Source organism: Kingella denitrificans ATCC 33394 (genome assembly GCF_000190695.1).
Lineage (GTDB): Bacteria > Pseudomonadota > Gammaproteobacteria > Burkholderiales > Neisseriaceae > Kingella_A > Kingella_A denitrificans.
Genome location: NZ_GL870929.1, coordinates 137,986 through 161,011 on the forward strand (window position 1 = coordinate 137,986; position 23,026 = coordinate 161,011).

At 57.0% G+C, this 23,026-nt stretch carries 23 protein-coding genes and 3 tRNA genes; 8 read left to right on the plus strand and 18 right to left on the minus strand.

Going from position 1 to position 23,026, the window contains the following annotated elements:
* Positions 1-236 precede the first annotated feature (236 nt).
* Complete coding sequence (locus HMPREF9098_RS00650) at positions 237-929, minus strand: YggS family pyridoxal phosphate-dependent enzyme (protein WP_040564125.1); 693 nt, start codon at positions 927-929, stop codon at positions 237-239.
* 298 nt (positions 930-1,227) lie between these two features.
* Here HMPREF9098_RS00650 and tldD point away from each other — a divergent pair, with 298 nt between their 5' ends.
* A complete protein-coding gene (gene tldD, locus HMPREF9098_RS00655) occupies positions 1,228-2,670 on the plus strand; it encodes a metalloprotease TldD (RefSeq protein WP_003780979.1) in 1,443 nt (480 codons plus the stop codon).
* A 25-nt stretch (positions 2,671-2,695) separates the two neighbouring features.
* Positions 2,696-3,283, plus strand: coding sequence for an SMC-Scp complex subunit ScpB (scpB, locus tag HMPREF9098_RS00660; protein WP_003780981.1), 588 nt, complete (start codon positions 2,696-2,698; stop codon positions 3,281-3,283).
* Positions 3,284-3,334: 51 nt separating this feature from the next.
* Here scpB and HMPREF9098_RS00665 read toward each other — a convergent pair whose 3' ends face one another.
* From HMPREF9098_RS00665 to HMPREF9098_RS00695, 7 genes are all read right to left on the minus strand, one after another.
* Positions 3,335-5,617: a DNA internalization-related competence protein ComEC/Rec2 gene (locus HMPREF9098_RS00665; RefSeq protein WP_003780983.1), complete on the minus strand. Its 2,283-nt coding sequence runs from the start codon at positions 5,615-5,617 to the stop codon at positions 3,335-3,337.
* Positions 5,618-5,635: 18 nt separating this feature from the next.
* Complete coding sequence (gene ppsR / locus HMPREF9098_RS00670) at positions 5,636-6,463, minus strand: posphoenolpyruvate synthetase regulatory kinase/phosphorylase PpsR (protein WP_003780984.1); 828 nt, start codon at positions 6,461-6,463, stop codon at positions 5,636-5,638.
* A gap of 90 nt (positions 6,464-6,553) precedes the next feature.
* Complete coding sequence (locus HMPREF9098_RS00675; RefSeq protein WP_003780987.1) at positions 6,554-6,748, minus strand: YbdD/YjiX family protein; 195 nt, start codon at positions 6,746-6,748, stop codon at positions 6,554-6,556.
* Positions 6,738-8,831 carry a carbon starvation CstA family protein gene (locus HMPREF9098_RS00680; protein ID WP_003780988.1) on the minus strand — a complete coding sequence of 698 codons (2,094 nt, stop codon included), beginning with the start codon at positions 8,829-8,831 and terminating at the stop codon, positions 6,738-6,740. The genes HMPREF9098_RS00675 and HMPREF9098_RS00680 overlap by 11 nt, the downstream gene beginning before the upstream one ends.
* A gap of 123 nt (positions 8,832-8,954) precedes the next feature.
* A complete protein-coding gene (locus tag HMPREF9098_RS00685) occupies positions 8,955-9,869 on the minus strand; it encodes a CobW family GTP-binding protein (protein WP_003780989.1) in 915 nt (304 codons plus the stop codon).
* Positions 9,870-9,995: 126 nt separating this feature from the next.
* Positions 9,996-10,673, minus strand: a complete 678-nt coding sequence (locus HMPREF9098_RS00690) for an epoxyqueuosine reductase QueH (protein WP_040564126.1) — start codon at positions 10,671-10,673, stop codon at positions 9,996-9,998.
* 14 nt (positions 10,674-10,687) lie between these two features.
* Positions 10,688-10,894 (minus strand): zinc-finger domain-containing protein, encoded by a 207-nt coding sequence (locus HMPREF9098_RS00695; RefSeq protein WP_003780992.1) that lies wholly within the window; start codon positions 10,892-10,894, stop codon positions 10,688-10,690.
* 280 nt (positions 10,895-11,174) lie between these two features.
* Between HMPREF9098_RS00695 and rpsU the strand changes: the two genes are divergently transcribed.
* Complete coding sequence (gene rpsU, locus HMPREF9098_RS00700) at positions 11,175-11,387, plus strand: 30S ribosomal protein S21 (RefSeq protein ID WP_040564537.1); 213 nt, start codon at positions 11,175-11,177, stop codon at positions 11,385-11,387.
* Between the two features lie 107 nt (positions 11,388-11,494).
* On the opposite strand, the gene HMPREF9098_RS00705 is transcribed toward rpsU, so the two are convergent.
* From HMPREF9098_RS00705 to HMPREF9098_RS00735, 7 genes are all read right to left on the minus strand, one after another.
* Positions 11,495-12,151 carry a hypothetical protein gene (locus HMPREF9098_RS00705; RefSeq protein WP_003780995.1) on the minus strand — a complete coding sequence of 219 codons (657 nt, stop codon included), beginning with the start codon at positions 12,149-12,151 and terminating at the stop codon, positions 11,495-11,497.
* Between the two features lie 48 nt (positions 12,152-12,199).
* The gene (locus tag HMPREF9098_RS00710; protein ID WP_003780996.1) at positions 12,200-12,925 is read right to left on the minus strand and encodes a hypothetical protein; all 726 of its coding nucleotides are present in this window, start codon (positions 12,923-12,925) and stop codon (positions 12,200-12,202) included.
* A 126-nt stretch (positions 12,926-13,051) separates the two neighbouring features.
* The gene (locus tag HMPREF9098_RS00715; protein WP_003780997.1) at positions 13,052-13,777 is read right to left on the minus strand and encodes an SCO family protein; all 726 of its coding nucleotides are present in this window, start codon (positions 13,775-13,777) and stop codon (positions 13,052-13,054) included.
* Between the two features lie 30 nt (positions 13,778-13,807).
* Complete coding sequence (mtgA, locus tag HMPREF9098_RS00720; protein ID WP_003780998.1) at positions 13,808-14,494, minus strand: monofunctional biosynthetic peptidoglycan transglycosylase; 687 nt, start codon at positions 14,492-14,494, stop codon at positions 13,808-13,810.
* Entirely contained in the window at positions 14,495-15,313 is an 819-nt protein-coding gene (gene aroE / locus HMPREF9098_RS00725; protein WP_040564127.1) for a shikimate dehydrogenase, read from the minus strand. It lies immediately after the preceding gene.
* 89 nt (positions 15,314-15,402) lie between these two features.
* Positions 15,403-16,128 (minus strand): hypothetical protein, encoded by a 726-nt coding sequence (locus tag HMPREF9098_RS00730; protein WP_003781000.1) that lies wholly within the window; start codon positions 16,126-16,128, stop codon positions 15,403-15,405.
* Positions 16,129-16,205: 77 nt separating this feature from the next.
* Complete coding sequence (locus tag HMPREF9098_RS00735; protein WP_003781001.1) at positions 16,206-17,675, minus strand: D-alanyl-D-alanine carboxypeptidase family protein; 1,470 nt, start codon at positions 17,673-17,675, stop codon at positions 16,206-16,208.
* Between HMPREF9098_RS00735 and ilvA the strand changes: the two genes are divergently transcribed.
* Entirely contained in the window at positions 17,668-19,206 is a 1,539-nt protein-coding gene (gene ilvA / locus HMPREF9098_RS00740; protein WP_003781003.1) for a threonine ammonia-lyase, biosynthetic, read from the plus strand. The two genes, HMPREF9098_RS00735 and ilvA, sit on opposite strands and share 8 nt — an antisense overlap.
* 57 nt (positions 19,207-19,263) lie before the next feature.
* Here ilvA and HMPREF9098_RS00745 read toward each other — a convergent pair.
* Positions 19,264-19,339: transfer RNA gene (locus tag HMPREF9098_RS00745), tRNA-Glu, on the minus strand.
* A gap of 159 nt (positions 19,340-19,498) precedes the next feature.
* Here HMPREF9098_RS00745 and trxA point away from each other — a divergent pair.
* Positions 19,499-19,831: a thioredoxin gene (gene trxA, locus HMPREF9098_RS00750; RefSeq protein WP_040564129.1), complete on the plus strand. Its 333-nt coding sequence runs from the start codon at positions 19,499-19,501 to the stop codon at positions 19,829-19,831.
* Positions 19,832-19,899: 68 nt separating this feature from the next.
* Here the strand turns inward: trxA and HMPREF9098_RS00755 are convergent, their stop codons facing one another.
* Entirely contained in the window at positions 19,900-21,276 is a 1,377-nt protein-coding gene (locus tag HMPREF9098_RS00755; protein WP_040564130.1) for a 3'-5' exonuclease, read from the minus strand.
* A gap of 110 nt (positions 21,277-21,386) precedes the next feature.
* Between HMPREF9098_RS00755 and HMPREF9098_RS00760 the strand changes: the two genes are divergently transcribed.
* A tRNA-Arg gene (locus tag HMPREF9098_RS00760) sits at positions 21,387-21,463 on the plus strand.
* Between the two features lie 15 nt (positions 21,464-21,478).
* Positions 21,479-21,553: transfer RNA gene (locus HMPREF9098_RS00765), tRNA-Glu, on the plus strand.
* Positions 21,554-21,739: 186 nt separating this feature from the next.
* On the opposite strand, the gene HMPREF9098_RS00770 is transcribed toward HMPREF9098_RS00765, so the two are convergent.
* On the minus strand, positions 21,740-22,540 hold the full coding sequence (locus HMPREF9098_RS00770) for a metallophosphoesterase (RefSeq protein WP_003781011.1): 801 nt from the start codon (positions 22,538-22,540) through the stop codon (positions 21,740-21,742).
* 149 nt (positions 22,541-22,689) lie between these two features.
* On the opposite strand from HMPREF9098_RS00770, the gene HMPREF9098_RS11895 reads away from it, so the two are divergent.
* Positions 22,690-23,026: metallophosphoesterase family protein (locus HMPREF9098_RS11895; RefSeq protein WP_174254468.1), on the plus strand; the 337-nt coding region annotated here is incomplete at its 3' end.

Below are 23,026 nucleotides of genomic sequence, written 5' to 3' on the forward strand. Positions count from 1 at the left end.
AAAACAGCATCTTACATTTATTTTTAAAAATAATAACAGTTATCATTTGCAATATTTACCAATATCCGTATAATACGACTCACCAACTGCATGACAGCTTGTTTCACACTGTAAACGAAATGTTGTGTAGCTTATTTTGGTAGTGGTTTGTGTTCCTTTTGCGCCCTTGTTGTGAAAACAAGGGCGATTTTTTTGCGGCGGCAACAGTGCAGGCTGCTTTTGCAGCGTTTGTGCGACTATTTCGGATAATGGCGCCGACCGAACAAAGCTGTGCCGATACGCACCATGGTCGCTCCGCAGGCAATGGCGCATTCCAAATCACCGCTCATGCCCATCGACAACGTATCGGCGTGCGGCGCGATGGTTTGCAGGCGGGCAAGGTGTTGCCGCATGGCGGTAAACTGTTGCCGCAGCACGGTTTCATCGGCATCGGCTTGGGCAACGCACATCAGGCCGCGCAGTTTTAAACGCGGCAGACCGGCCACTTCCCGCGCCAAATCGTCCAGCGCTTCGGCGGCAATGCCGTGCTTGTTGGCATCTTGCGCGATGTTGATTTCAATGCACACCTGCAAGGGCGGCAGGTGTTCGGGGCGCTGGTTGTTCAGGCGGCGCGCGAGTTTTACGTTGTCCAGCGTGTGCAGCCAGTGCGCGCGTTCGGCAACGTAACGGCTTTTGTTCGACTGAACCTGCCCGATGATGTGCCAGCAAATATCGGGGCAGTCGGCCAGCTGTTCGGTTTTCTGCCACCATTCCTGGATGTAGTTTTCGCCAAAATCGCGCTGCCCCAAGCCGTAAAGTTCGCGGATATCGTCGGCGGGGAAGGTTTTGCTGACGGCAATCAGCTGCAGGCTGCCCGGGTCGCGGCGGGCATTCAAAGCAGCCTGCACAATGCGTTGGCGGACTTCTGTATAGGCCGGCAAAAGGCTCATGGTGTTCTCCATCATAACGGGCAATGTGTTTATTGTACCGTAAACACGCCGCCCCCATGCGGAAACTGCACAGGGGCGGCGTGTTTGGTTTTGAGTATTTGCAAGAAAGGAAGGTTTTATGCGATAGGCGGTACTCCGTGTCAGGCAATGACGTTATTATACACAAATAAAAACGATTATCAATACTTATTTTAAAATAAATGCGAATCTGTGCAACGGTTCATCAGGCGGGCGAATTTAACGTATAATTCGCCGATTCGTTAACCAAACCATTTGCAGGCAGCCTGCACTTTACAACATGCACACCATATTCGAAACCGTTTCCCAAGATTTACTTCACGCCAACGGCCTTTCTGCCGAAGAATTGGCCAAACCGCTGGCGCTCATCGGCACGCATCACGTGGATTATGCCGATATTTATTGCCAGCGGACGGCGTATGAAAGCTGGCATTTGGACGAAGGCATGGTGAAATCGGGCAGTTTCCAGATTGATCAAGGTGTCGGCGTGCGCGCGGTGTCGGGTGAAAAGACTGCTCTGGCCTATGCCGACAGTCTGACCGCCGATGCGGTGTTGCAGGCGGCGCAGGCGGTGAAAGTGATTGGCGCGGCGGGCAACCACACGCCCGTGCGCGTGCCCGTGCCCACGTTCGGCAAAACGGTTTATGCAGGCTGCAATCCGATTGCCACGCTGCCTTCGCCTGACAAGGTGGCGCTGCTACAAAAAGTGGAGCAGCTGGCCAAAGCCGCCGACCCGCGCATCGTGCAGGTGATGGCGGGGCTTACCTGCGAGCACGATATGGTGTATATCGCCCGCATGGACGGCCGGCACGCCGCGGATATCCGACCGTTGGTGCGGGTCAGCATCACCGTGATTGCCAAACAGGGCGAACGGCGCGAACAGGGCAGCTCGGGCGGCGGCGGCCGTTTCGATTTGGGCTATTTCACCGAAGCCAAATTGCAGGAATATGTGAACCACGCGGTGCAGCAGGCGCTGACCAATTTGGAAGCGCGGCCTGCACCTGCCGGTGCGATGAAAGTCGTGCTGGGCAGCGGCTGGCCGGGCGTGCTGCTGCACGAAGCGGTGGGGCACGGCTTGGAGGGCGATTTCAACCGCAAGCAGACCAGCGTGTTTTCCGGCAGAATCGGCGAGCGCGTGGCGGCCAAAGGCGTGACCGTGATTGACCAGGGCAATATCCCCAACCGGCGCGGCAGCCTGAATATCGACGACGAAGGCAACCCGACCGGCCGCACCGTGCTGATTGAAGACGGCATTTTGACGGGCTATATGCAGGACGAAACCAATGCGCGCCTGATGGGGGCGGAAGTGACCGGCAACGGGCGGCGCGAGAGCTATTCGTCCGTGGTGCTACCGCGCATGACCAATACCTTCATGGAAAGCGGCGGCCACCATCCGCAGGAAATCATCGAAAGCATCGACAAAGGCATTTATGCGGCGAACTTCGGCGGTGGGCAGGTCGATATTACCAGCGGCAAATTCGTTTTCAGCGCCAGCGAGGCTTGGTGGGTGGAAAACGGCCGGCTGCAATATCCCGTGAAAGGCGCCACCATCATCGGCAGCGGTTCCGAAGTGCTCAAACACGTTTCCATGATTGGCAACGACAGCGCGCTGGATACCGGCGTGGGCGTGTGCGGCAAAGACGGTCAGAGTGTCCCCGTCGGCGTTGGCCAGCCCACACTGCGCATTGACGCAGGGCTGACGGTGGGCGGCAGCGAAGCATAAAAGCAGCCTGCACAGGAAAAGCACCATGAATTTATCCGCAGAATCCTTGATTGAAGCCGCATTGTTGCTGCAAGCTGAGCCCATCAGCGAACGCCGTATGCGCGAACTGTGCCAGCCGCCCCTGTCGCAAGACAAACTGGTCGATGTGTTGGCAAATCTGAAAACACGTTGGCAAAACAGGGCATTGCAGTTGGTCTGCACCGCAGAAGGCTGGCGCTTCCAGTTGGCCGCGGAAGCCTTCGAGCCGCTGGGCAGCCTGCACGAACAGCGCACGCCGCGATATTCGCGCGCCGTGATGGAAACGCTGGCCATCATCGCCTACCAGCAGCCCGTCACCCGCGGCGACATTGAAGCCATCCGCGGTGTGGCCGTATCGCAAAACATCATGCAAACTTTGCAGGAGCGCGGTTGGATAGAAGTCATCGGACAGCGCGACAGCATCGGCAAACCGTCGTTATGGGCGACCACCGCCGCATTTTTGAGCGATTTGCAACTGGGCAGCCTGGCCGATTTGCCGCCGCTCACCGATTTGGGCGCGCTGGTGTTGCCCGATATGCCAGAATCGCCGGCGGCGCAGGAAGAAGCGCATGATTCGGGCGATACGGACCAATAAGGCAATGCAAAAAGCAGCCTGCACTTTGAACCTTCGAAGTGCAGGCTGCTTTTATTCGTCTTCCGGCAATATCGGTTTGCGCTGCCACCATGCGGTGCGCTCAATCAGATGAATCTGCAATGCTTCGTTGCCCAGGAAAAGGTGCAGGCTGCCTTGCGTGTTGGTGCGCAGCAGGCGGATGTTTTGCCGTTGCAGCCGTTGTTGCGTGTCGGGGTGCGGGTGGCGGAAACGGTTGCCCAGCCCGCTGCTGGCGATGGCGGTGTGCGGCGCAACGTATTGCAGAAACAGGCTGCTGCTGGCGGATTTGCTGCCGTGGTGGCCGAGCACCAGAATTTGGCTGTGCAGTTTGTCGCCGTAGCGTTCGATGAGCTGCATTTCTTCGGGATTGCCGCTGTCGCCCATGATGAGCAGGGCGTGTTCGCCGGCAATCACGCGCAATATGCAGCTTTGTTGGTTGTCGGATTGTGCAGGCTGCTTGGGCGGTGTGAGAAATTCAAACCACACGCCGTCCGCCTGCCAATGCGTGCCGCCGCTGCAATGCCGCGCATTCGGATAATACTGCGGCTGCCCCGCCAAAAGCGTGCGGACAGGCAGTTGCCGCGCCAGTTCGGGATAGCCGCCGTCGTGGTCGTTGTCGTGGTGCGACAAAATCAGCGTGTCGATTTGGCGGATACCGAGCGCGTGCAGGTTCGGCAGCACGGTTTGCGCGGCTTGGTTGCCCGTGTCGAACAGAATGTTTTGCGTGCGCGTTTGCAACAATACCGACAAGCCTTGCCCCACGTCCCAAACGTGGACGCGCAACGGAGCGTTCGGTGCGGGCGTGTAAGCGGCCCAAGCGGCGATGATGCAGCAGGCGAGCGGTTTCAGGCGTGTGCCGCGCGGCAGCAGCAGGATAAGCGCGGCAACAAGCGCGAGCGCAAACAACGGCGCAGGCGCGTGGGCAAGGTGGTATTCGGGCAGTTGCGCGCCGAGTGTCAGCAGAATTTGGGCGATGTGTTCGCCGATATAGGCGGCGGCCTGCTGCAACGCGGGCAGGTGCAGGACGGAGGCGGCGAGCGCGAGCGGCACGAGCAGCCACGAAAACAAGGGGATGGCCACGGCATTGACCAGAGGGCTGAAAGGCGGCATGGCGCCGAACAAGTGCAGCGTGGCCAAACTGCCGACCAAAGTGGCCGCCCACTGCCCGCGCACCGCCTGTTTCAATCCGTGCACGTAATACTGTCGCCGCGTTACCGTTTGTGCAGGCAGCCTGCACGCCAAAGCCCACAGCAGCACGCCCACCAAGCCGAACGACAGCCAAAACCCTGCCGCCAGCACCGAAGCGGGCTGATACAGCAGCACGGCGGTGCAGGCTGCCCACCACATCTGCCAGCTGCCCACATAACCGCGCACCATCCATGCCGCGCCCAGCACCGTCAGCATCATCAGGCTGCGCAATGCGGGAATCTCCCAGCCCGCCAATCCCGTGTAAACACACGCCGCCAGCCATGAAACCAACCAAATCCACACGCGCGGCCGCGCAGGCATGACGGGGCTGAAACGCAACAGGAAGCGGCACAGCCATCCCACGAGCACCGCCACCATGCCGATGTGCAGTCCCGAAATGCTGATAAGGTGGTTCAGTCCCAGCGGCCGCAACGCCGCCCACATTTCGGGCGACAAGCCGCTGCGGTTGCCCACGGCCAGAGCCGTCATCAGGCCGGTGCCTTGCGGATATTGCGCGGCATTGGTTTGCCAGGTGCGGATAATGTGTTCGCGCAAACGGTTGATATTGAACGGCGGCGGTGTTTGAGAAACGGGCGTGCGCTCTTTGCCCAGCGTGGCCATGCCGTCGATTTGGTTGGCCAGCGCCCACGCTTCGCGGTCGAAGCCGACAGGGTTGCGCGTGCCGACGGCGGCGCGGAGTCTGGCGGACACCTGCCATCTTTCGCCCACATGCCATTCGCGCGTTTGGTAATCCTGCACCAGCAGGCGGAAGGTTTGCCCGTTGTCGCGCACGGCTTCGGCGATGAAGCGCGCCCGGCCTTGGGCATCGGGTTCGGGCAGGCCGGTGATGTGCAGTTGCACGGTTTCGCTCACGGGGCGTTCGGCGGACACGGGGACTTGCCGTGCCAATGCGGCTTCGGTGCGGCAAAGGGCATACAGCACGCCCGATAACAGAAAGGCAAAAGTGCAGGCTGCTTTTCGATACCGCGGAAACGGCAAAAAGCAGCCTGCACTCATTGAACAGGTCAATAAAACGCCCCAAAGCCACCACGAACCGCGTTCGGGCAGAAAGAAACTGCCCGTTGCGCCGATGCAGAACGCTGCCAGATAAACGGTGCGCGGTAACATATTCGCCCGAACGCCCGATTAAAAGCGGCGTTTGAGCTGGCACGCCTGCATAATCGACACGGCCAGTTCTTCCACGGATTTATGCGTGGTGTTGGTGTGCGGCACGCCGTGGCGGCGGAACATGGCCTGCGCTTCCGCCACTTCGCTGCGGCAGGTGCTAAGGCTGGCATACGTCGAATTGGGGCGGCGTTCCTGACGGATGTCGTGCAAGCGCTCCGGCTGGATGGTGAGCCCGAACAGTTTGTGTTTATACGGTTTGACCATGCGCGGCAAATCGGTGGTGTCCAAATCGTCGGGCGTGAGCGGATAATTGGCGGCGCGGATGCCGTATTGCAGCGCCAGATAAAGGCAGGTCGGGGTTTTGCCCGAACGGGACACGCCCATCAGAATCACGTCGGCTTCTTTCAAATCGCGGTCGGACACGCCGTCGTCGTGGTTTAGGGCGAAGTTCACCGCTTCCATGCGCGCGTCGTATTTTTCGACATTGTGCACGCGGCTTTGCACGGAATGCCGCGCACTCACGCCCAATTCGCGTTCCAGTTCGCCCAAAAACGCATCGAAATAGCTCAAATGCAGGCCTTGCGCGGTTTTGACGATTTCGCGCACTTCGTTGTTAGAAATACTGGAAAAAATCAGCGGCCGTATGCCGGATTCTTCTGCCGATTTGTTGATGATGTGCACCAAGGCGTGCGCTTTTTCCTGCGTGTCGATAAAGGGATAGGTGGCGCGTTTGAATTTGATGCCGTCAAACTGTTCCAGCAGCGCATCGCCCACGTTTTCGGAGGTGATGCCGGTGCGGTCGGAAATGAAAAAGGCGGGGCGGCGGATTTGGGAATGGGTGGTCATGGCAAGTGTTTCCTGATAAACGGTCGGTGTGGTGTAAAAAAGTGCAGGCTGCTTTGTATGCGTTCGGATAAAAAGCAGCCTGCACCCGTTTTAACAGCAGCGTCCCCCGTTGGCCCCGCAACGGCGTTTGCGGCAGTAGTCCATGAACTGCTGCTCGGTCATCACGGGGGCGTTGGGATTGTTACTGCGTTGGCGGCGGACGTAGTTTTCGTAATCCGGCACGCCTGCCATCAGGTTGGCAGTCAGGCGCGCGGTTTTCCACCATTTCGCTAATTTACGCTTCATTGTGTGCTCCTTGGTCAGGTGCAGGCTGCATTCCGTCGCGGTACACGGCCGGCACTTCTTTGGCGGTGCTCCATGCGACTTTGCGCGCTTTCAGTGCCACGCGGATGCCATACACGGCCACCACTACAACCACGGCCATAAACAGCGCCGTCAGTCCGGCATTAACATAATCGTTGAAGATAATGCGCGCCATTTCTTCGGCGTTTGCAGCCGGTTTCAGGATATCGCCTTTGTCCAAGGCGGCCTGATATTTGTCCGCATGCGCCAGGAAGCTGACGCGCGGGTCGCTATGGAACAGTTTTTGCAGGCCGGCATAGCAGGTGACGAACAATACGCCGACGGCCGGTACGAGCGTTACCCACATATAGCGGTCGCGCTTCATTTTCACCAATACCACGGTGCACATAATCAAAGCCACGCCTGCCAGCATTTGGTTGGCAATGCCGAACAAAGGCCAGAGCGAGTTAATGCCGCCCAATGGGTCGGTTACGCCGGTGTGGAGGAAATAGCCCCACAAGGCCACGGCGAAGAAGGTGGCAACTAAGTTGGCGGGAATGGAATCGGTGTTGCCGAAAGGTTTGTAGAACACGCTGCCCAAATCTTGAATCATGAAGCGTGCCACGCGTGTGCCCGCATCGACGGCGGTCAGGATGAACAGGGCTTCAAACAGCAGGGCGAAGTGATACCAGAACGCCATCATGGCTTCGCCCGGAATCAGGCGGCTCATAATGTGTGCCATGCCCACGGCCAAAGTCGGTGCGCCGCCGGCACGGGAAAGGATGGTGTTTTCACCCACTTCCTTGGCGGTGTGCAGCAGCGTTTCCGCTTCCACGGGGAAGTTCAGTTTGGTGGTAATGACTTGTGCGGCATTGGCGGCATCGGTGCCAATCAATGCGGGCGGGCTGTTCATGGCAAAGTACACGCCGGGGTCAAGCGATGCGGCGGCGGCCAAGGCCATAATCGCCACGAAGCTTTCCATAATCATGCCGCCGTAACCAATCATGCGGACGTGGGTTTCGTTTTCCAACATTTTCGGCGTGGTACCGGAAGAAATCAGCGCGTGGAAGCCGGAAACCGCACCGCAGGCGATGGTAATAAACAGGAATGGGAACAGCGCGCCCGAGAACACAGGGCCGGAACCGTCGATGAAGTGGGTGACGGCGGGCATTTGCAGGGTCGGATTAACAATCACAATGCCCAAAGCCAGCGCGATAATCGTGCCGATTTTCAGGAAAGTGGAAAGGTAATCGCGCGGTGTCAGCAGCAGCCAAACGGGCAATACTGCGGCCACGAAGCCATAAATCATAATCGCCCAAGTGAGCTGGATGCCGTCCAAATCGAACCAATGGCCGAAGGAGCTGTGCGCCACGTCTTCACCGAACACAATGGCCAACATCAGCAGGATAAAGCCGACGATGGAAATCTCGCCGATTTTGCCCGGGCGGATATAACGCGTGTAAATACCCATAAACAGAGCAATCGGCATGGTGGCGGCAATCGTGAACGTGCCCCACGGGCTGTGCACCAGTGCTTTCACCACAATCAGCGCCAGCACCGCCATGATGATGACCATAATCATCAAAATACCGATGGACGCAATCACGCCGGCCACAGTGCCGAGTTCCTGTTTCACAATATCGCCCAAAGACTTACCGTCACGGCGCATGGACACGAACAAGACCATCATGTCCTGTACCGCACCGGCAAACACCACGCCGAAGATAATCCACAGCGTGCCGGGCAGATAGCCCATTTGCGCCGCCAGCACAGGGCCGACCAATGGGCCTGCGCCCGCAATCGCGGCAAAGTGGTGGCCGAACAACACGCCTTTGTGCGTCGGCACATAGTCCAAACCGTCGTTGTGCCGCTCGGCGGGCGTGAGGCGGTTCGGGTCAAGCTGCATCACATTTTTGGCGATGTAGAGACTGTAATAGCGGTAGGCGACGGCATACACAGAAATGGCGGCCGTAACCATCCAGATGGCGCTGACTTGTTCGCCGCGGCTGATGGCAAGGGTGACGAATGAAGCGACCCCCACCAAGACCACGGTACCCCAAATCAGAATTTGCTTGAGCTTATCCATGATTTGACTCCTCTGTTAAAAATGTGATGGGGAAAGATTAACATAAAACCAACGTGCGTTGATGAAAATTAACCAAAATATCGCAAAAAAAGCAGCCTGCAGGCTGCTTTTGGCGTGTGCGGCTTACTCTAAGGCAGCCTGCAAACGGCGTTCGATTTCATCGGTATCAAACGATTGGGCAATCAGCTCGAAACGGCTGTCGCGCCGCCACGAAACTTGGTTGGCGCCCCATTGCCCGTCCACCCAGTTGAGCCAGACCCATGTGTCCAGCACCTGAAACACGCCTTTGGCGCGCACCAGGCCGGTAGTCAATTTTGGCAAGTCGTTGAAAAACTGGGTAATCCGTTCGCCATCGAAATTGCGGCCGGCGGGAAAGGTGAAGCCTTGCGACTGATAGCCCAGCGTGTTGTCCGGCAGGGTTTTGATGCGGTAGCGCGGCTTTTCGATGACGGGGATGTCCAGCCATGCCAGCTGCATCTGTGCCTGTTCCACTTCGGCCACCAGTGCTTTGGGCGGGAACAGTTGCGCGGCCTGTTGGCGGAATTGCGCCAACTGTTCGGGGCTGCACAAATCGATTTTGCTGGCCACCAGCACATCGCACACGCCGATTTGGTCTTTGTATAAGCCGTTGGCAGCGTAATTCGGGTCGATGAACTGGCGCGGATCGACAATGGTAAACACGGTGGAAATGGTCAGCGCGTCGCGGAATTCGGGGGCTTTGAGTTCGTCAATCACGCCGGCTGCGTGCGCCAATCCGCTGGCTTCTATCAGCAGGCGGTGGGGCTGCTGCTGTGCCAGCATTTTCTGCACGGTGCTGCTCATTTGCCCGCCGGCGGTGCAACACAGGCAGCCGCCCGAAATTTCGGCCACGGGAATGCCGTTGTCTGACAGCACCGCGCCGTCGATGCCGATTTCGCCGAATTCATTGACGATGATGAGCCATTGCTCTTCCTGCGGTTTTTGGGCGATGAGGCTGCGGATGGCGCTGGTTTTGCCGGTGCCTAGAAATCCTGAAAAAAGGTGTACTTGTGTTTTCATGATGGGGTGTCTTGAACATAAAAAGCAGCCTGCACTTTAAAAGGCACCGCCATGTTTGCAATGGCGATGCCGCGCAGAACCGTTCAGTTGATATATGGATTGCGGTGGTGAAAAAGCAGCCTGCACTTATTCGTCATCGTCGTCGCCGTAATATTTCACGCCGATTTTGATGGGTTCGCGGCCTTTTTCGCGCCGCCATGCGTTGGTGTCGCGCAGGGAATAGGCGCAGCCGCAGTATTCCTGCTGGTAGAAGTGTTCGCGTTTGCTGATTTCAATCATGCGCGCGCTGCCACCGCCTTTGCGCCAGTTGAAGTCCCAGTACACAATGCCAGGATAGTGCGCGGCGGCGCGGTGTCCGCAATCGTTGATTTGCGCCATGTTTTTCCAGCGCGAAATGCCCAGCGAACTGCTGATGACTTTGAAGCCGTGTTCGTGCGCGTATAAAGCCGTGCGTTCGAAACGCATATCGAAGCACATGGTGCAGCGGATGCCGCGTTCGGGTTCGTATTCCATGCCTTTGGCGCGCTCGAACCAGTTGTCCACATCGTAATCCGCATCGATAAACGGCACACCGTGCTTTTCGGCAAAGCGGATGTTTTCTTCTTTGCGGATTTCGTATTCTTTGAGCGGGTGGATATTGGGATTGTAGAAATAAATCGTGTAATCAATGTCGCTGGCGAGCAGGGCTTCCATCACTTCGCCGCTGCACGGGGCGCAGCAGGAGTGGAGCAGGAGCTTGTCCGCGCCGTTGGGCAGGGTCAGTTTGGGGCGGTCGATGGGGGTGACTTGTGGTTTTGCGTTCATTTTGTTTTTTGATGTCAATGTGGTGCGTGATGGTGGGGAAGGTCGCCGTCCAAATGGTAAATCGTGCCGCAATAAGGGCATTCGACACTGCCGTTGCCCTGGATCGGCAGGAACACGCGCGGATGGCCGTTCCACGATTCGGTGTGGGCGTTTTTGCCGTTGCAGTAGAGCGGCAAATCGTCGGCGGTCAGGATAATGGTATCGGGATGCGGGGCAGTCATGACAGAATCCTTTGTTTTAGGGTGGTTGGAGAGGTGTTTATTGTACGCAAAAAACAGGCATTTGACAAAACGGCGTATCGCTGGGATAATCGCGCAGATTTCAGATTAAATTTGAATGCAGCCGTTTGATGAGACGGCTGTGTTTTTTGCGGTATTGCAAAAGCAGCCGTTAAACGTTAGGAGGTGATGGTTTCCATCGTAAGGGCGTGTTTTCCCTGCAAGGTTTTGCGAAATGACACACTGTTTTTTTATTTTTAACTATTTTTTTGAGGAAACAACAATGCCTTCTATCCGTGTAAAAGAAAACGAACCTTTTGAAGTGGCGATGCGCCGTTTTAAACGCGCCATCGAGAAAACCGGCCTGCTGACCGAGCTGCGCGCCCGCGAAGCTTATGAAAAACCAACAACCGAGCGCAAACGCAAAAAAGCCGCTGCCGTGAAACGCCTGCAAAAACGTCTGCGCAGCCAAACACTGCCGCCAAAAATGTATTGATATACAGACAACGGCCAACCGCCTGTTCCAAATCGGGGCAGGCGGTTTTGGTTTGCCGTTTTAAAAAGCAGCCTGCACTTCCATTTTCCAAAGTGCAGGCTGCTTTTTCAGCGTTTTTGGCGATACAGAACCGTTGCATACGCCACAATGGCGGCACACACGGCGGCCTGCGCATAAAAGCCGATACCCAAGCTGGCGGCATCTGCCATGTTGATGGCTTCCAGTTGCGTCAGTAGTTTGTCGCGGTAGCGGAAGAAAAAGCGGATGAGGTTGGTGGCGGGAATGATGGCAGAAACGATCAGTGTGAGGTAATCTATGCCGTTTTGCTGCCGCGCGTCTTTCCAGAGTTTGACGGCGAACGCCAGTAAAAAGAGCGGTATGATGATTTGCACTTCATAGCCGGGCATGGACTCTTCGCCCAAGTGCACCCAAGGCATCAGGGCGCTGAATGCGCCGCATAAATACAGGATAATCAGATGGGAAAACTGGGCACTGTTCAGTTCAATCAGCCTGCTGTTTTGGGGTGCAGGCTGCTTTTGAGGTGCAGGCTGCTTGGGCGCGGCGGCGAAAAAATCAGGTTCGATTTCGCGCAGTTTGGCGTTATATGCGCGGCGCGTTTCGGCGTGATACAGCACGTCGCGGATTTTGCGCAGCGCGGCCATCGGCAGCGTGCCTTGTTGGGCGGCGGTTCTTAAGGCCTGTTGGATTTCGGGCAGCGTTGCGTCGGGCGAATCCAGGTTCAGCAGGCGGTAGAAATTTTTCATTGCAATGCGGCTCCATGAAAAAGGCGGGTGGGTTATCCGCCTGTTGGGTTATCGGTAACGGACGTTTTCCGCCGCGTCGATATAGATTTTCTTGCTTTGCTGCAAACTATGCACGATTTCTTCGGCCTTCAGCGTGGGGGTTTTTTGCGTCAGCAGCCGCAGCAAATCCTGTTTCTTTTTGGGACGGTTTTTTTTCAGCAGCAGCAGCGCGGCGGCCATGTCGCGGTCGTTGGCGCACAACTGCGTTTGTAGCAGGGTGAACACGGGTTCTTTGTGCGGCGGCGTGCCGGCGTCTTCCGACATAATCTGTTTCACGGCTTGGCGGGCGATGCGCGCGGCCTGCCGCACCATCGGGTCGTCATCCTGTTCGGCAGGGGCGGCGGCGCTGTCGTCCGGCTGGTGTGCGGCGGCGGGGTGCAGGCTGCTTTTGCCTTTCAGGAAACGCTTGATGCTTTTGCCCAAGCGGTTTTTGACGAGCAGGACGGCATTCGGGTAACCCGCTTGGCAGCCTTCCAAAGCAGCCTGCACTTTTTTGCGCGGTGACACGATGGCGATGCGTGCGTCCGGATGGTGCGCCAGAATTTCGTTCACGGCGGCGATGATGCTGTGCGCGGCGCGTTTTTCGGGCAATACATAAATGCTGTGCGGTTCTTCGGGCGTGATCATGCGTTTTGCCGTTTTGAACGGGGCGAACAAGCCGACTTTGGCGCGGTGGAACGGAATATCGCGCGGTTTGATGCGGACTTTGGCAAGGTCAAGCAAAAGATGGTTCATGGTGTTCTCCAAAGAAGGTGGCTCGAAAAAATGCGTTGGGCGGCGGTGATGCGTTCCGTTTTGCCTGCCGGATGTCCAAAGCAGCCTGCACTGTTCGTTTGCTGGAAAGTGCAGGCTGCTTTCGGATTATTCGGCCAACAGTTTGCGGATGTCGCCGGCGATTTGCGTTGCGTCCGCCCCGAACGGAACGAATACGGCCGCTTCGCCTTTTTTGTCGATGATATACGTGCCGGAAGAGTGGTCCACATTGTAAATCCGGTCGGATTTAATGTCGGTGCGCGCGGACACGATGCGGTATTGCTGTTTGACCACGGCGATATCGCGTCCGCCGTTGGTGTCGGTCAGCCCGATGAATGCGGGGTTGAACTGTGCGGCATAGCGGCCGATGAGTTCGGGCGTGTCGCGGTCGGGATCGACGCTGACGAAGACGGCGGCCACGTCTTTGGATTGCTCGCCCAGTTGCTTGAAGGCATCGTTAAAGGTGAGCAATTCGGTGGGGCACACGTCCGGGCAGTTGGTGAAGCCGAAGGTCAGCAGGACGACTTTGCCTTTCAGGCTGCTTAAAGAGAACGGCTTGCCGGAACCGTCGGTGAGCGTGAAATCGCCGCCGATATTGTCTTTGCGCACGTCAACGCTTTTGAATTTGCTGTTGGCGGCGGCAGGGGCGGAAGCAGAGGCGCCGGAAGCAGCCTGCACATCGGAAGCGGCAGGCGCGGCGGCCGATGCGGCAGGCGCATTAGACGGTGCGGCAGGCGCATTAGACGGTGCGGAAGACGGTGCGGGTTGCGCGTTTTGCTGGTTGCAGGCTGCCAATAACAACGCGGCGGCAATCGGTAAGAGTTTGCTGTTCATAACGGTTCCTTTGTAGGGGAGGTGGGAAAATTATTCGGGCAATTCGGCCGAACCCATGCGGCGCAAAATAATGTTGGTTTTGCGTTTTAGGGCGGCATCGCGCGGATGGTCGGCATAATACAGCGGGCGGGGCACGCGCGCGGCCAATTCGGCAGCCTGCGCTTTGGTGAGCTCTGCGGCGGATTTGCGGTGCCAGTGTTGCGCGGCGGCTTCCGCACCGTAAATGCCGTAGCCCCATTCGATAACGTTCAGATACAGTTCGTACAGGCGGTCTTTGTCGGTGGTGGCTTCCAGCATGGACGTGAGCACGGCTTCTTCGGCTTTGCGGAAATAGCTGCGGCTTTCGTTCAAAAACAGGTTTTTCGCCAGCTGTTGGCTGATGGTGGAGCCGCCCGCGCGGATTTTGCCGCTGCGTTCGTTGCGCTGCATGGCATTTTTGATGCCGTTCCAGTCAAAGCCGCTGTGTTCAGCAAAGCCCGCGTCTTCCGAGGCAATCAGGGCTTTTTTCAGGTTCACGGAAATTTGTGGATACGGCACCCAGCGGTAATCCAGCGCCACATCGGGTTTTTCGGCGGCCAATTCGTCCATCCGCATCGACATGAACGAGGTGCGGTAGGGCGCGATGGCGCGGTAGGACAGGATATTGCCGTATGCCCACACGTTAAATAGTACGATGCATGCCAATGGCGCGGCGACAAGGTATTTGATCCAGTTCATTTATTCGGCTGCCTGTGCGCGGAGGTGGCGGATAACGGGTGCGATATCGGGTGCAAAGCCGCGCCATTGTTCGTAGGCCGCGGCTGCCTGGCCGACCAGCATGCCTAAGCCGTCTGCCGTTTGCTGTGCGCCGTGTTGCGCGGCAAATTGCATGAAAGCGGTGGCCGTGTCGGCATAAAACATATCGTATGCCAAAAAGCAGCCTGCAAAAATATCGGGCGACACATCGGGCGCGGCATGGTGCAGGCTGCTGGACGTGGCGTTGATGATGATGTCGTAGCAGGACTGCAACTGCGTTAGCGGCGCGGCTTCGATGCGGAAAATGCCGGCCAGTTCCACGGCTTTGCTGTACGTTCGGTTGGCAATGGTCAAATTGGCGGGGCGGTGGGCAAGCAGCGGCAGCACCACGCCGCGTGCCGCGCCGCCTGCGCCCAAAAGCAGGATGCGTTTGCCGCGCAATTCGATGCCCAAGTGTTCGCGCAAATCACGCACCAAGCCTTCGCCGTCGGTGTTGTCGCCCAAAATGCGGCCGTCTTTCTGCGGCACGAAGGTATTGACCGCGCCTGCGGCTTGGGCGCGCTCGCTGTGGGTGTCGGCAAAGTCGTAGGCAAAATGTTTGAACGGCAGGGTGATGTTTGCGCCTGCGCCGCCTTGTTGCAGGAAGGTGCGGGCGGCGTTGTCGAAATCGGCGCGCGTGTTGTCGACCAAAGTGCGCGTGTATTCAATCTGCACGCCTTCTTGTCGGGCGAAATATTGGTGGATTTGCGGCGATTTGCTGTGTGCGACGGGATTGCCGAACACGGTGTAGCTTGGAATCATGCGCGGTTCCTGTGTGTGTCGATAAGGTTCTATTGTAGCGGTGTTTATGGGAAAAGCCAAACGGGGTGCAGGCTGCTTTTTCGGCGGATTCAGCGTTTCTGTGCCAGCCAGTCGTAGCATTGTTCCCAAAGCAGGGTTTCGCTTGGGTCTTCGCGCCCTGCAAGCAGCACCTGTTCCAAGGCGGCATGAAAGCGGGCGGCGGTGTTCGGGTGGGCGAACCATGCCAGCAGGGCTTCGCGGGAGGCCTTCATGTCGCAGCCGGGGTCGGGAAGCTGATACCCGTAGGGGACGGCCAGATACAATTCCACGAAGGCGCGCAGGGCGGGCAGGCTGTGGGCGTGCCGCGTCCACAAATCCAACAGCGGCGGCATGGGCAATCCCGCTCTGGCAAACATTTCCAGCGTTTCCTTAATTTCATCATCGTATTCGCCATGGCGCAAAACGTGTTCCAGCCACGCGGTGGCGAAACGGTTGAGCCAGTCCAGCTCTTCGGGCTGCCATAAATCGGTGCGGTCAGCGTGGAGTTTGTCCAGCGTGGCTTCGGTCAGGATGCGGACTTCTTCGCGCCGCACGATGCCTTGGGCGATGCGCGGCAGAAAGTGCTTCATGTCCGCCACCACGGCAGGCACGTCGTCCAGCGGCACGCAGCCCAAATAAGCACAAACCCAGCCTTCGGGGATTTCCGCCAACGGAAAGCGCAGCAGTTCGCGCTGTTCGTCTTCGCTCATGCAGCAGTTGCAGGTGCAGACGTTGAGCGGGAAGCGGGCGGGATAATCGGCAAACAGGGCATAGGCTTCGTCAATCAGTTTTTGCATGGGGTTGGGCTTCGGGTTGTGTGCAGGCTGCTTTGATTGAACGGAAAAAGCAGCCTGCACATCATTAAATCAAAGGGTTACGATTTCCACCAATACCAAACGTAACTCCATAGCCGCCCGAAAAATCCTGCGGACGGCATATCGTCCAGCGCAATCAGCGGCTGTTCCGTCAGCAGTTTGCCGCCGCCGTACAATTGCAGCATGCCCAGCGTTTGGCCTTTTTGCACGGGCGCGTGCGCCACGTTCGGCACGGAAATTTTGATTTCGGGCGGCTGCGGCGAATGGCGCGGAAACGTTAAATAAACATCTTGCGCCGTGCCTGCTTCAATGCGGGTGTGGCTGCCGTCCAGCACCGGCAGTTCGGTGATTTTGGTGTTGGCGGCGTAAATTTTCTGCGTGTCGAAGGCTTCCAGCGCGTAATTGAGCAGCTTGCGGCTTTCGATGGCGCGGGCTTCGTTGCTGCTTGCGCCAATCACGATGCTGAAAATGCGCCGCCCGTTGCGGTGGCTGCCGGTAATCAGGTGGTAGCCCGCAATGTCGGAATAACCGGCTTTCAGGCCGTCCACGTCGTCGTTGCGAAACAGCAGCAGGTTGTGGTTCGGTTGGGTGATTTTGTTGTAGGTGAATGTTTTTTTGGCGAATATTTGGTAATAGTCGGGAAAGTCGCGCAGCAGCGCCTGCGACAGAATCAGCAAATCCTGCACGCTGCTGACATGTTTGGGCGAATGCAGGCCGGTCACGTTTTCAAAATGGGTTTGGCGCATGCCCAAACGTTCGGCTTCGGCGTTCATCTGCGCCACAAAGGCCGATTCGCTGCCCGCCATGCCTTCGGCCAAGGTCAGCGCCGCATCGTTGCCCGACAAAATCAGCATGCCGTGCAGCAGGTCGATGGTATTGGCCTTGCCGCCGCGCTCCAAAAACATGCGGTTGCCCGCGCTTTTCCACGCGTTTTCGGAAACCGTCCATTCTTGCTTGGGCGTGATGGTTTGCGCGTCCAGCGCTTTGAAGGCCAGATAGGCCACCATCAAATGCGTTAAGGAAGCGGGTTCGATGGGCAGGGCGAAATTTTTTTCCGCAAGCACTTGGCGGCTTTGTGCGTCATAAACGGCATAGGCCGCGGCTTGAATATGCGGTGCGGATTGCGTGGCGGACAAGGACAGAGGCGCTTGCGGTGCAGAAGCAGCCTGCACTTCGGAAGCAGCCTGCACTTTGGCGGGTGCGGGCGCAGGTTTGGCGGCAATGGCGGCGGGCAGCCACAAACCCAGCAGCACGCCGAAAGAAAAGCATTTTTTCATTGTGAACGGTTTGGTCGGATAAAACGATAAGCGGCGTATTATAGCCGAGATGGCGCGTGGTATGGGCGCTTCCGAGAAAACGGGCGTGTGGGATAGGGCTTGCGCCGTCCTATCGGTTTGACCCGAAGCAACGCAACAAAAGCAGCCTGCACCCGTCCAAACTGCGCGCCGCAACTTGATTTTGCCCACACGAAGCGTTAAGGTTATACCTTTTCCTTTTTTACACAACCGCCGCGCCATTATCATGAGCATCAACCAATTTCCCGAATATTACGATTACCTCACCCGCATCCTGACGTCCTCCGTTTACGATGTCGCCATCGAAACCCCGCTGGATTTCGCCGCCAACCTTTCCCGCCGCCTCAATAACAAAATTTACCTGAAACGCGAAGATTTGCAGCCTGTGTTTTCGTTCAAAATCCGCGGCGCATACAACAAAATGGCCAAGCTTCCGCCCGAATTGCTGAAAAAAGGCGTGATTACCGCCAGCGCGGGCAATCATGCACAAGGCGTGGCGCTATCCGCGCAGAAGCTCGGCTGCTCCGCCACCATCGTCATGCCCGAAACCACGCCGAACATCAAAATCGACGCCGTGAAAGCGCGCGGCGGCAATGTAGTATTGGCCGGCGTTTCATATAACGATGCCTACGACCATGCCATGAAGCTGGTGGCCGAAAGCGGCTTGACCTACATCCCGCCGTTTGATGACCCCGACGTGATTGCAGGGCAGGGGACGATCGGCATGGAAATCGTGCGCCAACACGCCAAACCGATAGACGCGGTATTTGTGGCGATTGGCGGTGGCGGCATGGCGGCGGGCGTGGCGGCGTTTATCAAACAAGTGCGCCCCGAAATCAAAGTCATCGGCGTGCAAACCAACGACAGTTGCGCCATGAAAGTATCGATTGCCGCAGGAAAACGCGTGGAGCTGAAAGATGTCGGGCTGTTTGCCGACGGCACGGCGGTGAAGCTGGTGGGCGAAGAAACCTTCCGCATGTGTCGCGATTTGCTGGACGACATTATCACGGTGGACACCGATGCCGTGTGCGGCGCGCTGAAAGACGTGTTTGACGATACGCGCAGCATTTGCGAGCCTTCGGGCGCGCTGGCATTGGCAGGGCTGAAAGCCTATATCGCCCGAAACCAGTGCGAAAACGCCGTGCTGGTGGCCATCACTTCGGGCGCGAACATGAATTTCCACCGCCTGCGCCATGTGTCCGAACGCAGCGAATTGAGCGAGGGCAACGAGGCGATTTTCGCCGTCAGCATTCCCGAACGTGCAGGTAGCTTCCGTGCGTTTGTGAACACGCTGGGCGCGCGCAACATCACCGAGTTCAATTACCGTTACGGCGATGACGACGTGGCGCATATTTTTGTCGGCATACAGACCGCCGGTGCCGCCGACCGCGAGCATATCCGCAGCGAACTCAATGCCGCACAACTGCCCAATATCGATTTGAGCAACGATGAAATGGCCAAGGTGCATTTGCGTTATATGGTGGGCGGGCGCACGCACAAAGTGCAGAACGAGCGCGTCATCAGCTTCGAGTTTCCGGAACGCCCGAAAGCATTGGCAAAATTCCTGAACGCCATGCAGACCGACTGGAACATCACGCTGTTCCACTACCGCAACCACGGTGCGGATTACGGGCGCATTCTGGTGGGCATTGATGTGCCGGACAGCGATGAGGCGGCCTTTAACGCATTTTTGGAAAATTTGGGTTATGCTTATGAAGTGCAGACGGATAATGCGGCGTACAAACTCTTTTTGAGCGCGGCGTGATGGATTGAATGAAAGGACAAAACCCTTGCTGGAGATGGGCAAGGGTTTTTGAAAATCTGGCACGCCCACGGGGATTCGAACCCCGGTTGCCGCCGTGAAAGGGCAGTGTCCTAGGCCTCTAGACGATGGGCGCGTAAGGCGGAGGATTATAAATTCATTGCGGCAAAAGTCAAGAAAATTCGCTATGCGGCAAATATGCAAAAGCTATCATTGCCGCCGGTGTCTTGAATTATTGCGGCAAAAGCTTTATCTTATGCGCGTTATCCAATCCATTGATAGAAAAGGGACACAAATGAGTGAACATATCATCCATGTAACCGATGCAACGTTTGAAGCGGAAGTATTGAAGGCTGCCGAGCCTGTTTTGTTGGACTTTTGGGCGCCTTGGTGCGGCCCTTGCAAAATGATTGCGCCGATTTTGGACCAGCTGGCCCAAGAATGGGCGGGCAAAGTCAAAGTCGTGAAAATGAACGTTGATGAAAACCAAGTGGTGCCTGCGCAATTCGGTATCCGCAGCATTCCCACGCTGGTGGTGCTGAAAGACGGCAAAGTGCTGGCAAACCGTTCCGGCGCACTGGCGAAGCCGCAGTTGGAAGCGTTTGTGAATGCGTCCATCAACGGCTGATTCCGCATCATAAGGCAAAAAGGCATTCCCGTGATTTTGGGAATGCCTTTTTTGTGCCGAATCGGGCATTAGAAAGCAGCCTGCACCCCTTCGTCCTTTTGTTTGATTTTGTGTCTGACGATTTGGATGATGTCCTTGTCCACATACCAGCGTCCGTCGTGCCGGAGTAGGGCGCCGCTGTGGAACTGCCATGTGTGTTGCCGCCGGGATAGCTCGTCCGTTTCGGTAATCTGCAAGCATGCATTTTTGCCCCAGTCGCCCAGCGGGAAATCGGTCAAAGCAGCCTGCACAGCGCGGTTGTGGGCGGCAATATCGTTGTGCATGCACGCATCCGAACACGTTTGCCCGCTCGCCACCACGGGACACGGTGCGTCTGCGGGAATGCTGGTCGGCAGGATATTCAGCAGCCGCGGGCACAAACCGTGCGCGGCGGCCCATGCGGACAATAGGCGTTTTGCCTGTTTGGGATAGGCGAACAAACCGCACGGCGGCGCGGAAAAGCAGCCTGCACTCAAAGGGCGAATCTGTGCTTGCAGCGCGCCATTGTCGGCCTGCGCCCATCGCACGGTGTGGTAGCCGGTGGCTTCATTGTGCACGCCGCCAAACGCTAGCCGCCGTTCCGCGCACAAAACCGCGGCGTGCAGGCTGCCGATGGCCGCTTCAAACGCAATCTCCGCCACGCCTGCCGCCCATGCAGGCAGCCTGCACAATAATGCCACTACTTCGCGGTACGCATGCTCGTGGGGCAAGATATTCAATACCTCGCCCGCAGCGTTGCGCCAAATCGAAATACCGAAATCATCGGCAAACAGCGGCAAAGCAGCCTGCACTTTGGGCGGCAGATGCGACGGCGGCAGGCGCGGCGAATATAATTGTCCGGCAAACTGCATCCAAGCCCCCGCGCCTTTTTCATGCAGCGCCAACTGCAAAAACTGCGCCAGCGCCGCCACGTCCGACATGGCACGGTGGCGCGAATCTATCGGCAAGCCATGCCGTTCGATAATGCTGTCCAAACTGTGTTTGTGAAACTGCGGATACAGCTTGCGCGACAACTGCACGCTGCACAATGCCGAAGCGGCAAAAGGCACGCCCGCACGCCGGCATTCCTGCCGCAAAAATGTATAATCGAAACGGCTGTTGTGCGCAATCAGCAGGCTGCCGCGCAAATACGGCAGCACATCTGGCAGCAGCTCCGCCCACAGCGGCGCATCCTGCAGCATTGCATCGTCAATGCCCGTCAGTTGGCTTACGAATGCCTGAATCGGAATGGTCGGATTGACCAAACGCGACACCGGCGTGATTTCGCCCTGCCAAAAATGCAGAAATGCAATTTCCGTGATGCGGTCGCGTTGAAAATTCCCGCCCGTAGTTTCCAAATCCAAAATCACCACCGGCTTGTCCCATCGTCGGAAAAATTGCGCCAAATTGTCCAAATTCGCTGTCATGCTGGTTTACTGAATGCCGTTTTTACCGCGCGCATTATACATTTTCACCGTTTTTCTGTAAAAACCACTTGACACGGCTGTTCAATCGGCATAGAATCCTCATCTTTGCTGCACCCGTAGCTCAGTTGGATAGAGTATTTGGCTACGAACCAAAGGGTCGGGCGTTCGAATCGCTCCGGGTGCGCCAAAAATCTTTTTATCCGCGCCCATCGTCTAGCGGTTAGGACATCGCCCTTTCACGGCGGTAACCGGGGTTCGATTCCCCGTGGGCGTGCCAGATTGTCGAAACCCTTGCTTGAATAAAGCAAGGGTTTTCTGTTTTCGAAGTGATGAGGATTGGCGCTCTTTTACCGAGCAATCAATGCAGCCTGCACTTTATCCGACGCATTTCCATCGACCCAATGCATTGTGTGCTTGAATTTTTGGTTGATATGGAAAATACAATAATCTGAGACCAAGGGGCTTATGCTTGGATAATGCCGTATTCGTTGGCGTAACACACGGGCAGGTGTTGGTGGGCGTGGCCGTGGATGCAGGCTGCAAGCTTTTCAGGTAGCCCGATTTCCGCATCCTCCGCCCAGCGTGCAGGCAGTACCGTGCCGTAGCCCAGGTCGGCATCGCCGAACAGGCGGCTGGTCGGGTGGTGGGTGAACAGGATATTTTGTACACCGGACGGGCTGGCACGCAGCGTGTCTTCGATAAAGCACACGCTTTGATGATGTGCCGCCAGCACATCGCGATACAGCAGCTTGGCGTAACGATTGCCGCGTTTGACCTTGATGTAGCGGTAATCGCTCAACCTTTGTGCCACCGCATATTCGTCCCCATGCGCCACCTGATACCAAAACGGTGCGCCGATTATCTGCACGCGCCCGTTGTCGAGCGTCGCACACTGATTATGCAGGATGCTCATGTGCGCTTTCAGTATCGGGCTGCCGTCCAAAGCCGCCTGAATCCGTCCGACTACCTTATGCAGCGCGTCGCCGTAATATTCGTGATTGCCCATCACATAAAATACTCGGTCAAAGCCGTTTTCTGCAATCACGCTTTCCAGGAACGGCAAGAAATAGTGGAACTTCCTGGCCTCGGTCAAATCGCCGGCAATCATCAACAGATTGTGTTGCGTTACAGGCTGCCTGTTGCATCGGAACAGGGGACGGTAGATTTCGTCTAACACATCGGTTTGCAGCAGCCCGCGTTTGTCGAACAGCCATTCCAAGTGGATATCGGAGATGTAGTTGAGTTGGACGGTGCGTGTCGGCATAAGGGGGCTTCCTAATGAATGATGGATGAGCGTGAACCATCAACGCCGATACTCGGCGCCAATCGTGTCAAACGATTTCAGATGGAATGATACAATACCGGCGAACCGTTTCCCATCTCCCGTTGCAGGCTACCTGAAACCATATCCTCATGAAAATCCAGCTCCTTTCCGACACCCACGGCAGCCCCTATACCCTTCATCCCGAAGCCGATGTGATTGCCTACGCCGGCGATTTCGGTAACGGCTTGGCCGCCATGCGGCAGTTTCAGGCAGCCTGCAACGAGGCGGGCAAGCCCTATGTCTTTGTGCTGGGCAATCACGATTATTATCATGAAAACATGAGCGATGTGCGCCTGCAGTTGCACGATGCGCCTTATCTGCGCGCGGGCAAAACCGTGCACATCAACGGTTGGACCTTTGTCGGCGGCACGCTGTTCAGTAATTTCAGGCAGCACCAAGTCAGCGCCGAACAGTTTGAGCAAAATT

Excerpts from the sequence above, each read along its gene's own strand:
- HMPREF9098_RS00705 (WP_003780995.1), bottom strand. The coding sequence starts at position 12,151 with ATGAAAAATTTCTACCGCCTGCTGAACCTGGATTCGCCCGACGCAACG.
- scpB (WP_003780981.1), top strand. The coding sequence starts at position 2,696 with ATGAATTTATCCGCAGAATCCTTGATTGAAGCCGCATTGTTGCTGCAA.
- trxA (WP_040564129.1), top strand. The coding sequence starts at position 19,499 with ATGAGTGAACATATCATCCATGTAACCGATGCAACGTTTGAAGCGGAA.
- rpsU (WP_040564537.1), top strand. The coding sequence starts at position 11,175 with ATGCCTTCTATCCGTGTAAAAGAAAACGAACCTTTTGAAGTGGCGATG.
- HMPREF9098_RS00680 (WP_003780988.1), bottom strand. The coding sequence starts at position 8,831 with ATGGATAAGCTCAAGCAAATTCTGATTTGGGGTACCGTGGTCTTGGTG.
- aroE (WP_040564127.1), bottom strand. The coding sequence starts at position 15,313 with ATGATTCCAAGCTACACCGTGTTCGGCAATCCCGTCGCACACAGCAAA.
- HMPREF9098_RS00710 (WP_003780996.1), bottom strand. The coding sequence starts at position 12,925 with ATGAACCATCTTTTGCTTGACCTTGCCAAAGTCCGCATCAAACCGCGC.
- HMPREF9098_RS00715 (WP_003780997.1), bottom strand. The coding sequence starts at position 13,777 with ATGAACAGCAAACTCTTACCGATTGCCGCCGCGTTGTTATTGGCAGCC.
- HMPREF9098_RS00665 (WP_003780983.1), bottom strand. The coding sequence starts at position 5,617 with ATGTTACCGCGCACCGTTTATCTGGCAGCGTTCTGCATCGGCGCAACG.
- HMPREF9098_RS00690 (WP_040564126.1), bottom strand. The coding sequence starts at position 10,673 with ATGAACGCAAAACCACAAGTCACCCCCATCGACCGCCCCAAACTGACC.
- HMPREF9098_RS00675 (WP_003780987.1), bottom strand. The coding sequence starts at position 6,748 with ATGAAGCGTAAATTAGCGAAATGGTGGAAAACCGCGCGCCTGACTGCC.
- ilvA (WP_003781003.1), top strand. The coding sequence starts at position 17,668 with ATGAGCATCAACCAATTTCCCGAATATTACGATTACCTCACCCGCATC.
- HMPREF9098_RS00685 (WP_003780989.1), bottom strand. The coding sequence starts at position 9,869 with ATGAAAACACAAGTACACCTTTTTTCAGGATTTCTAGGCACCGGCAAA.
- mtgA (WP_003780998.1), bottom strand. The coding sequence starts at position 14,494 with ATGAACTGGATCAAATACCTTGTCGCCGCGCCATTGGCATGCATCGTA.
- ppsR (WP_003780984.1), bottom strand. The coding sequence starts at position 6,463 with ATGACCACCCATTCCCAAATCCGCCGCCCCGCCTTTTTCATTTCCGAC.
- HMPREF9098_RS00770 (WP_003781011.1), bottom strand. The coding sequence starts at position 22,540 with ATGCCGACACGCACCGTCCAACTCAACTACATCTCCGATATCCACTTG.
- HMPREF9098_RS00735 (WP_003781001.1), bottom strand. The coding sequence starts at position 17,675 with ATGCTCATGATAATGGCGCGGCGGTTGTGTAAAAAAGGAAAAGGTATA.
- tldD (WP_003780979.1), top strand. The coding sequence starts at position 1,228 with ATGCACACCATATTCGAAACCGTTTCCCAAGATTTACTTCACGCCAAC.
- HMPREF9098_RS00650 (WP_040564125.1), bottom strand. The coding sequence starts at position 929 with ATGAGCCTTTTGCCGGCCTATACAGAAGTCCGCCAACGCATTGTGCAG.
- HMPREF9098_RS00695 (WP_003780992.1), bottom strand. The coding sequence starts at position 10,894 with ATGACTGCCCCGCATCCCGATACCATTATCCTGACCGCCGACGATTTG.
- HMPREF9098_RS00755 (WP_040564130.1), bottom strand. The coding sequence starts at position 21,276 with ATGACAGCGAATTTGGACAATTTGGCGCAATTTTTCCGACGATGGGAC.
- HMPREF9098_RS00730 (WP_003781000.1), bottom strand. The coding sequence starts at position 16,128 with ATGCAAAAACTGATTGACGAAGCCTATGCCCTGTTTGCCGATTATCCC.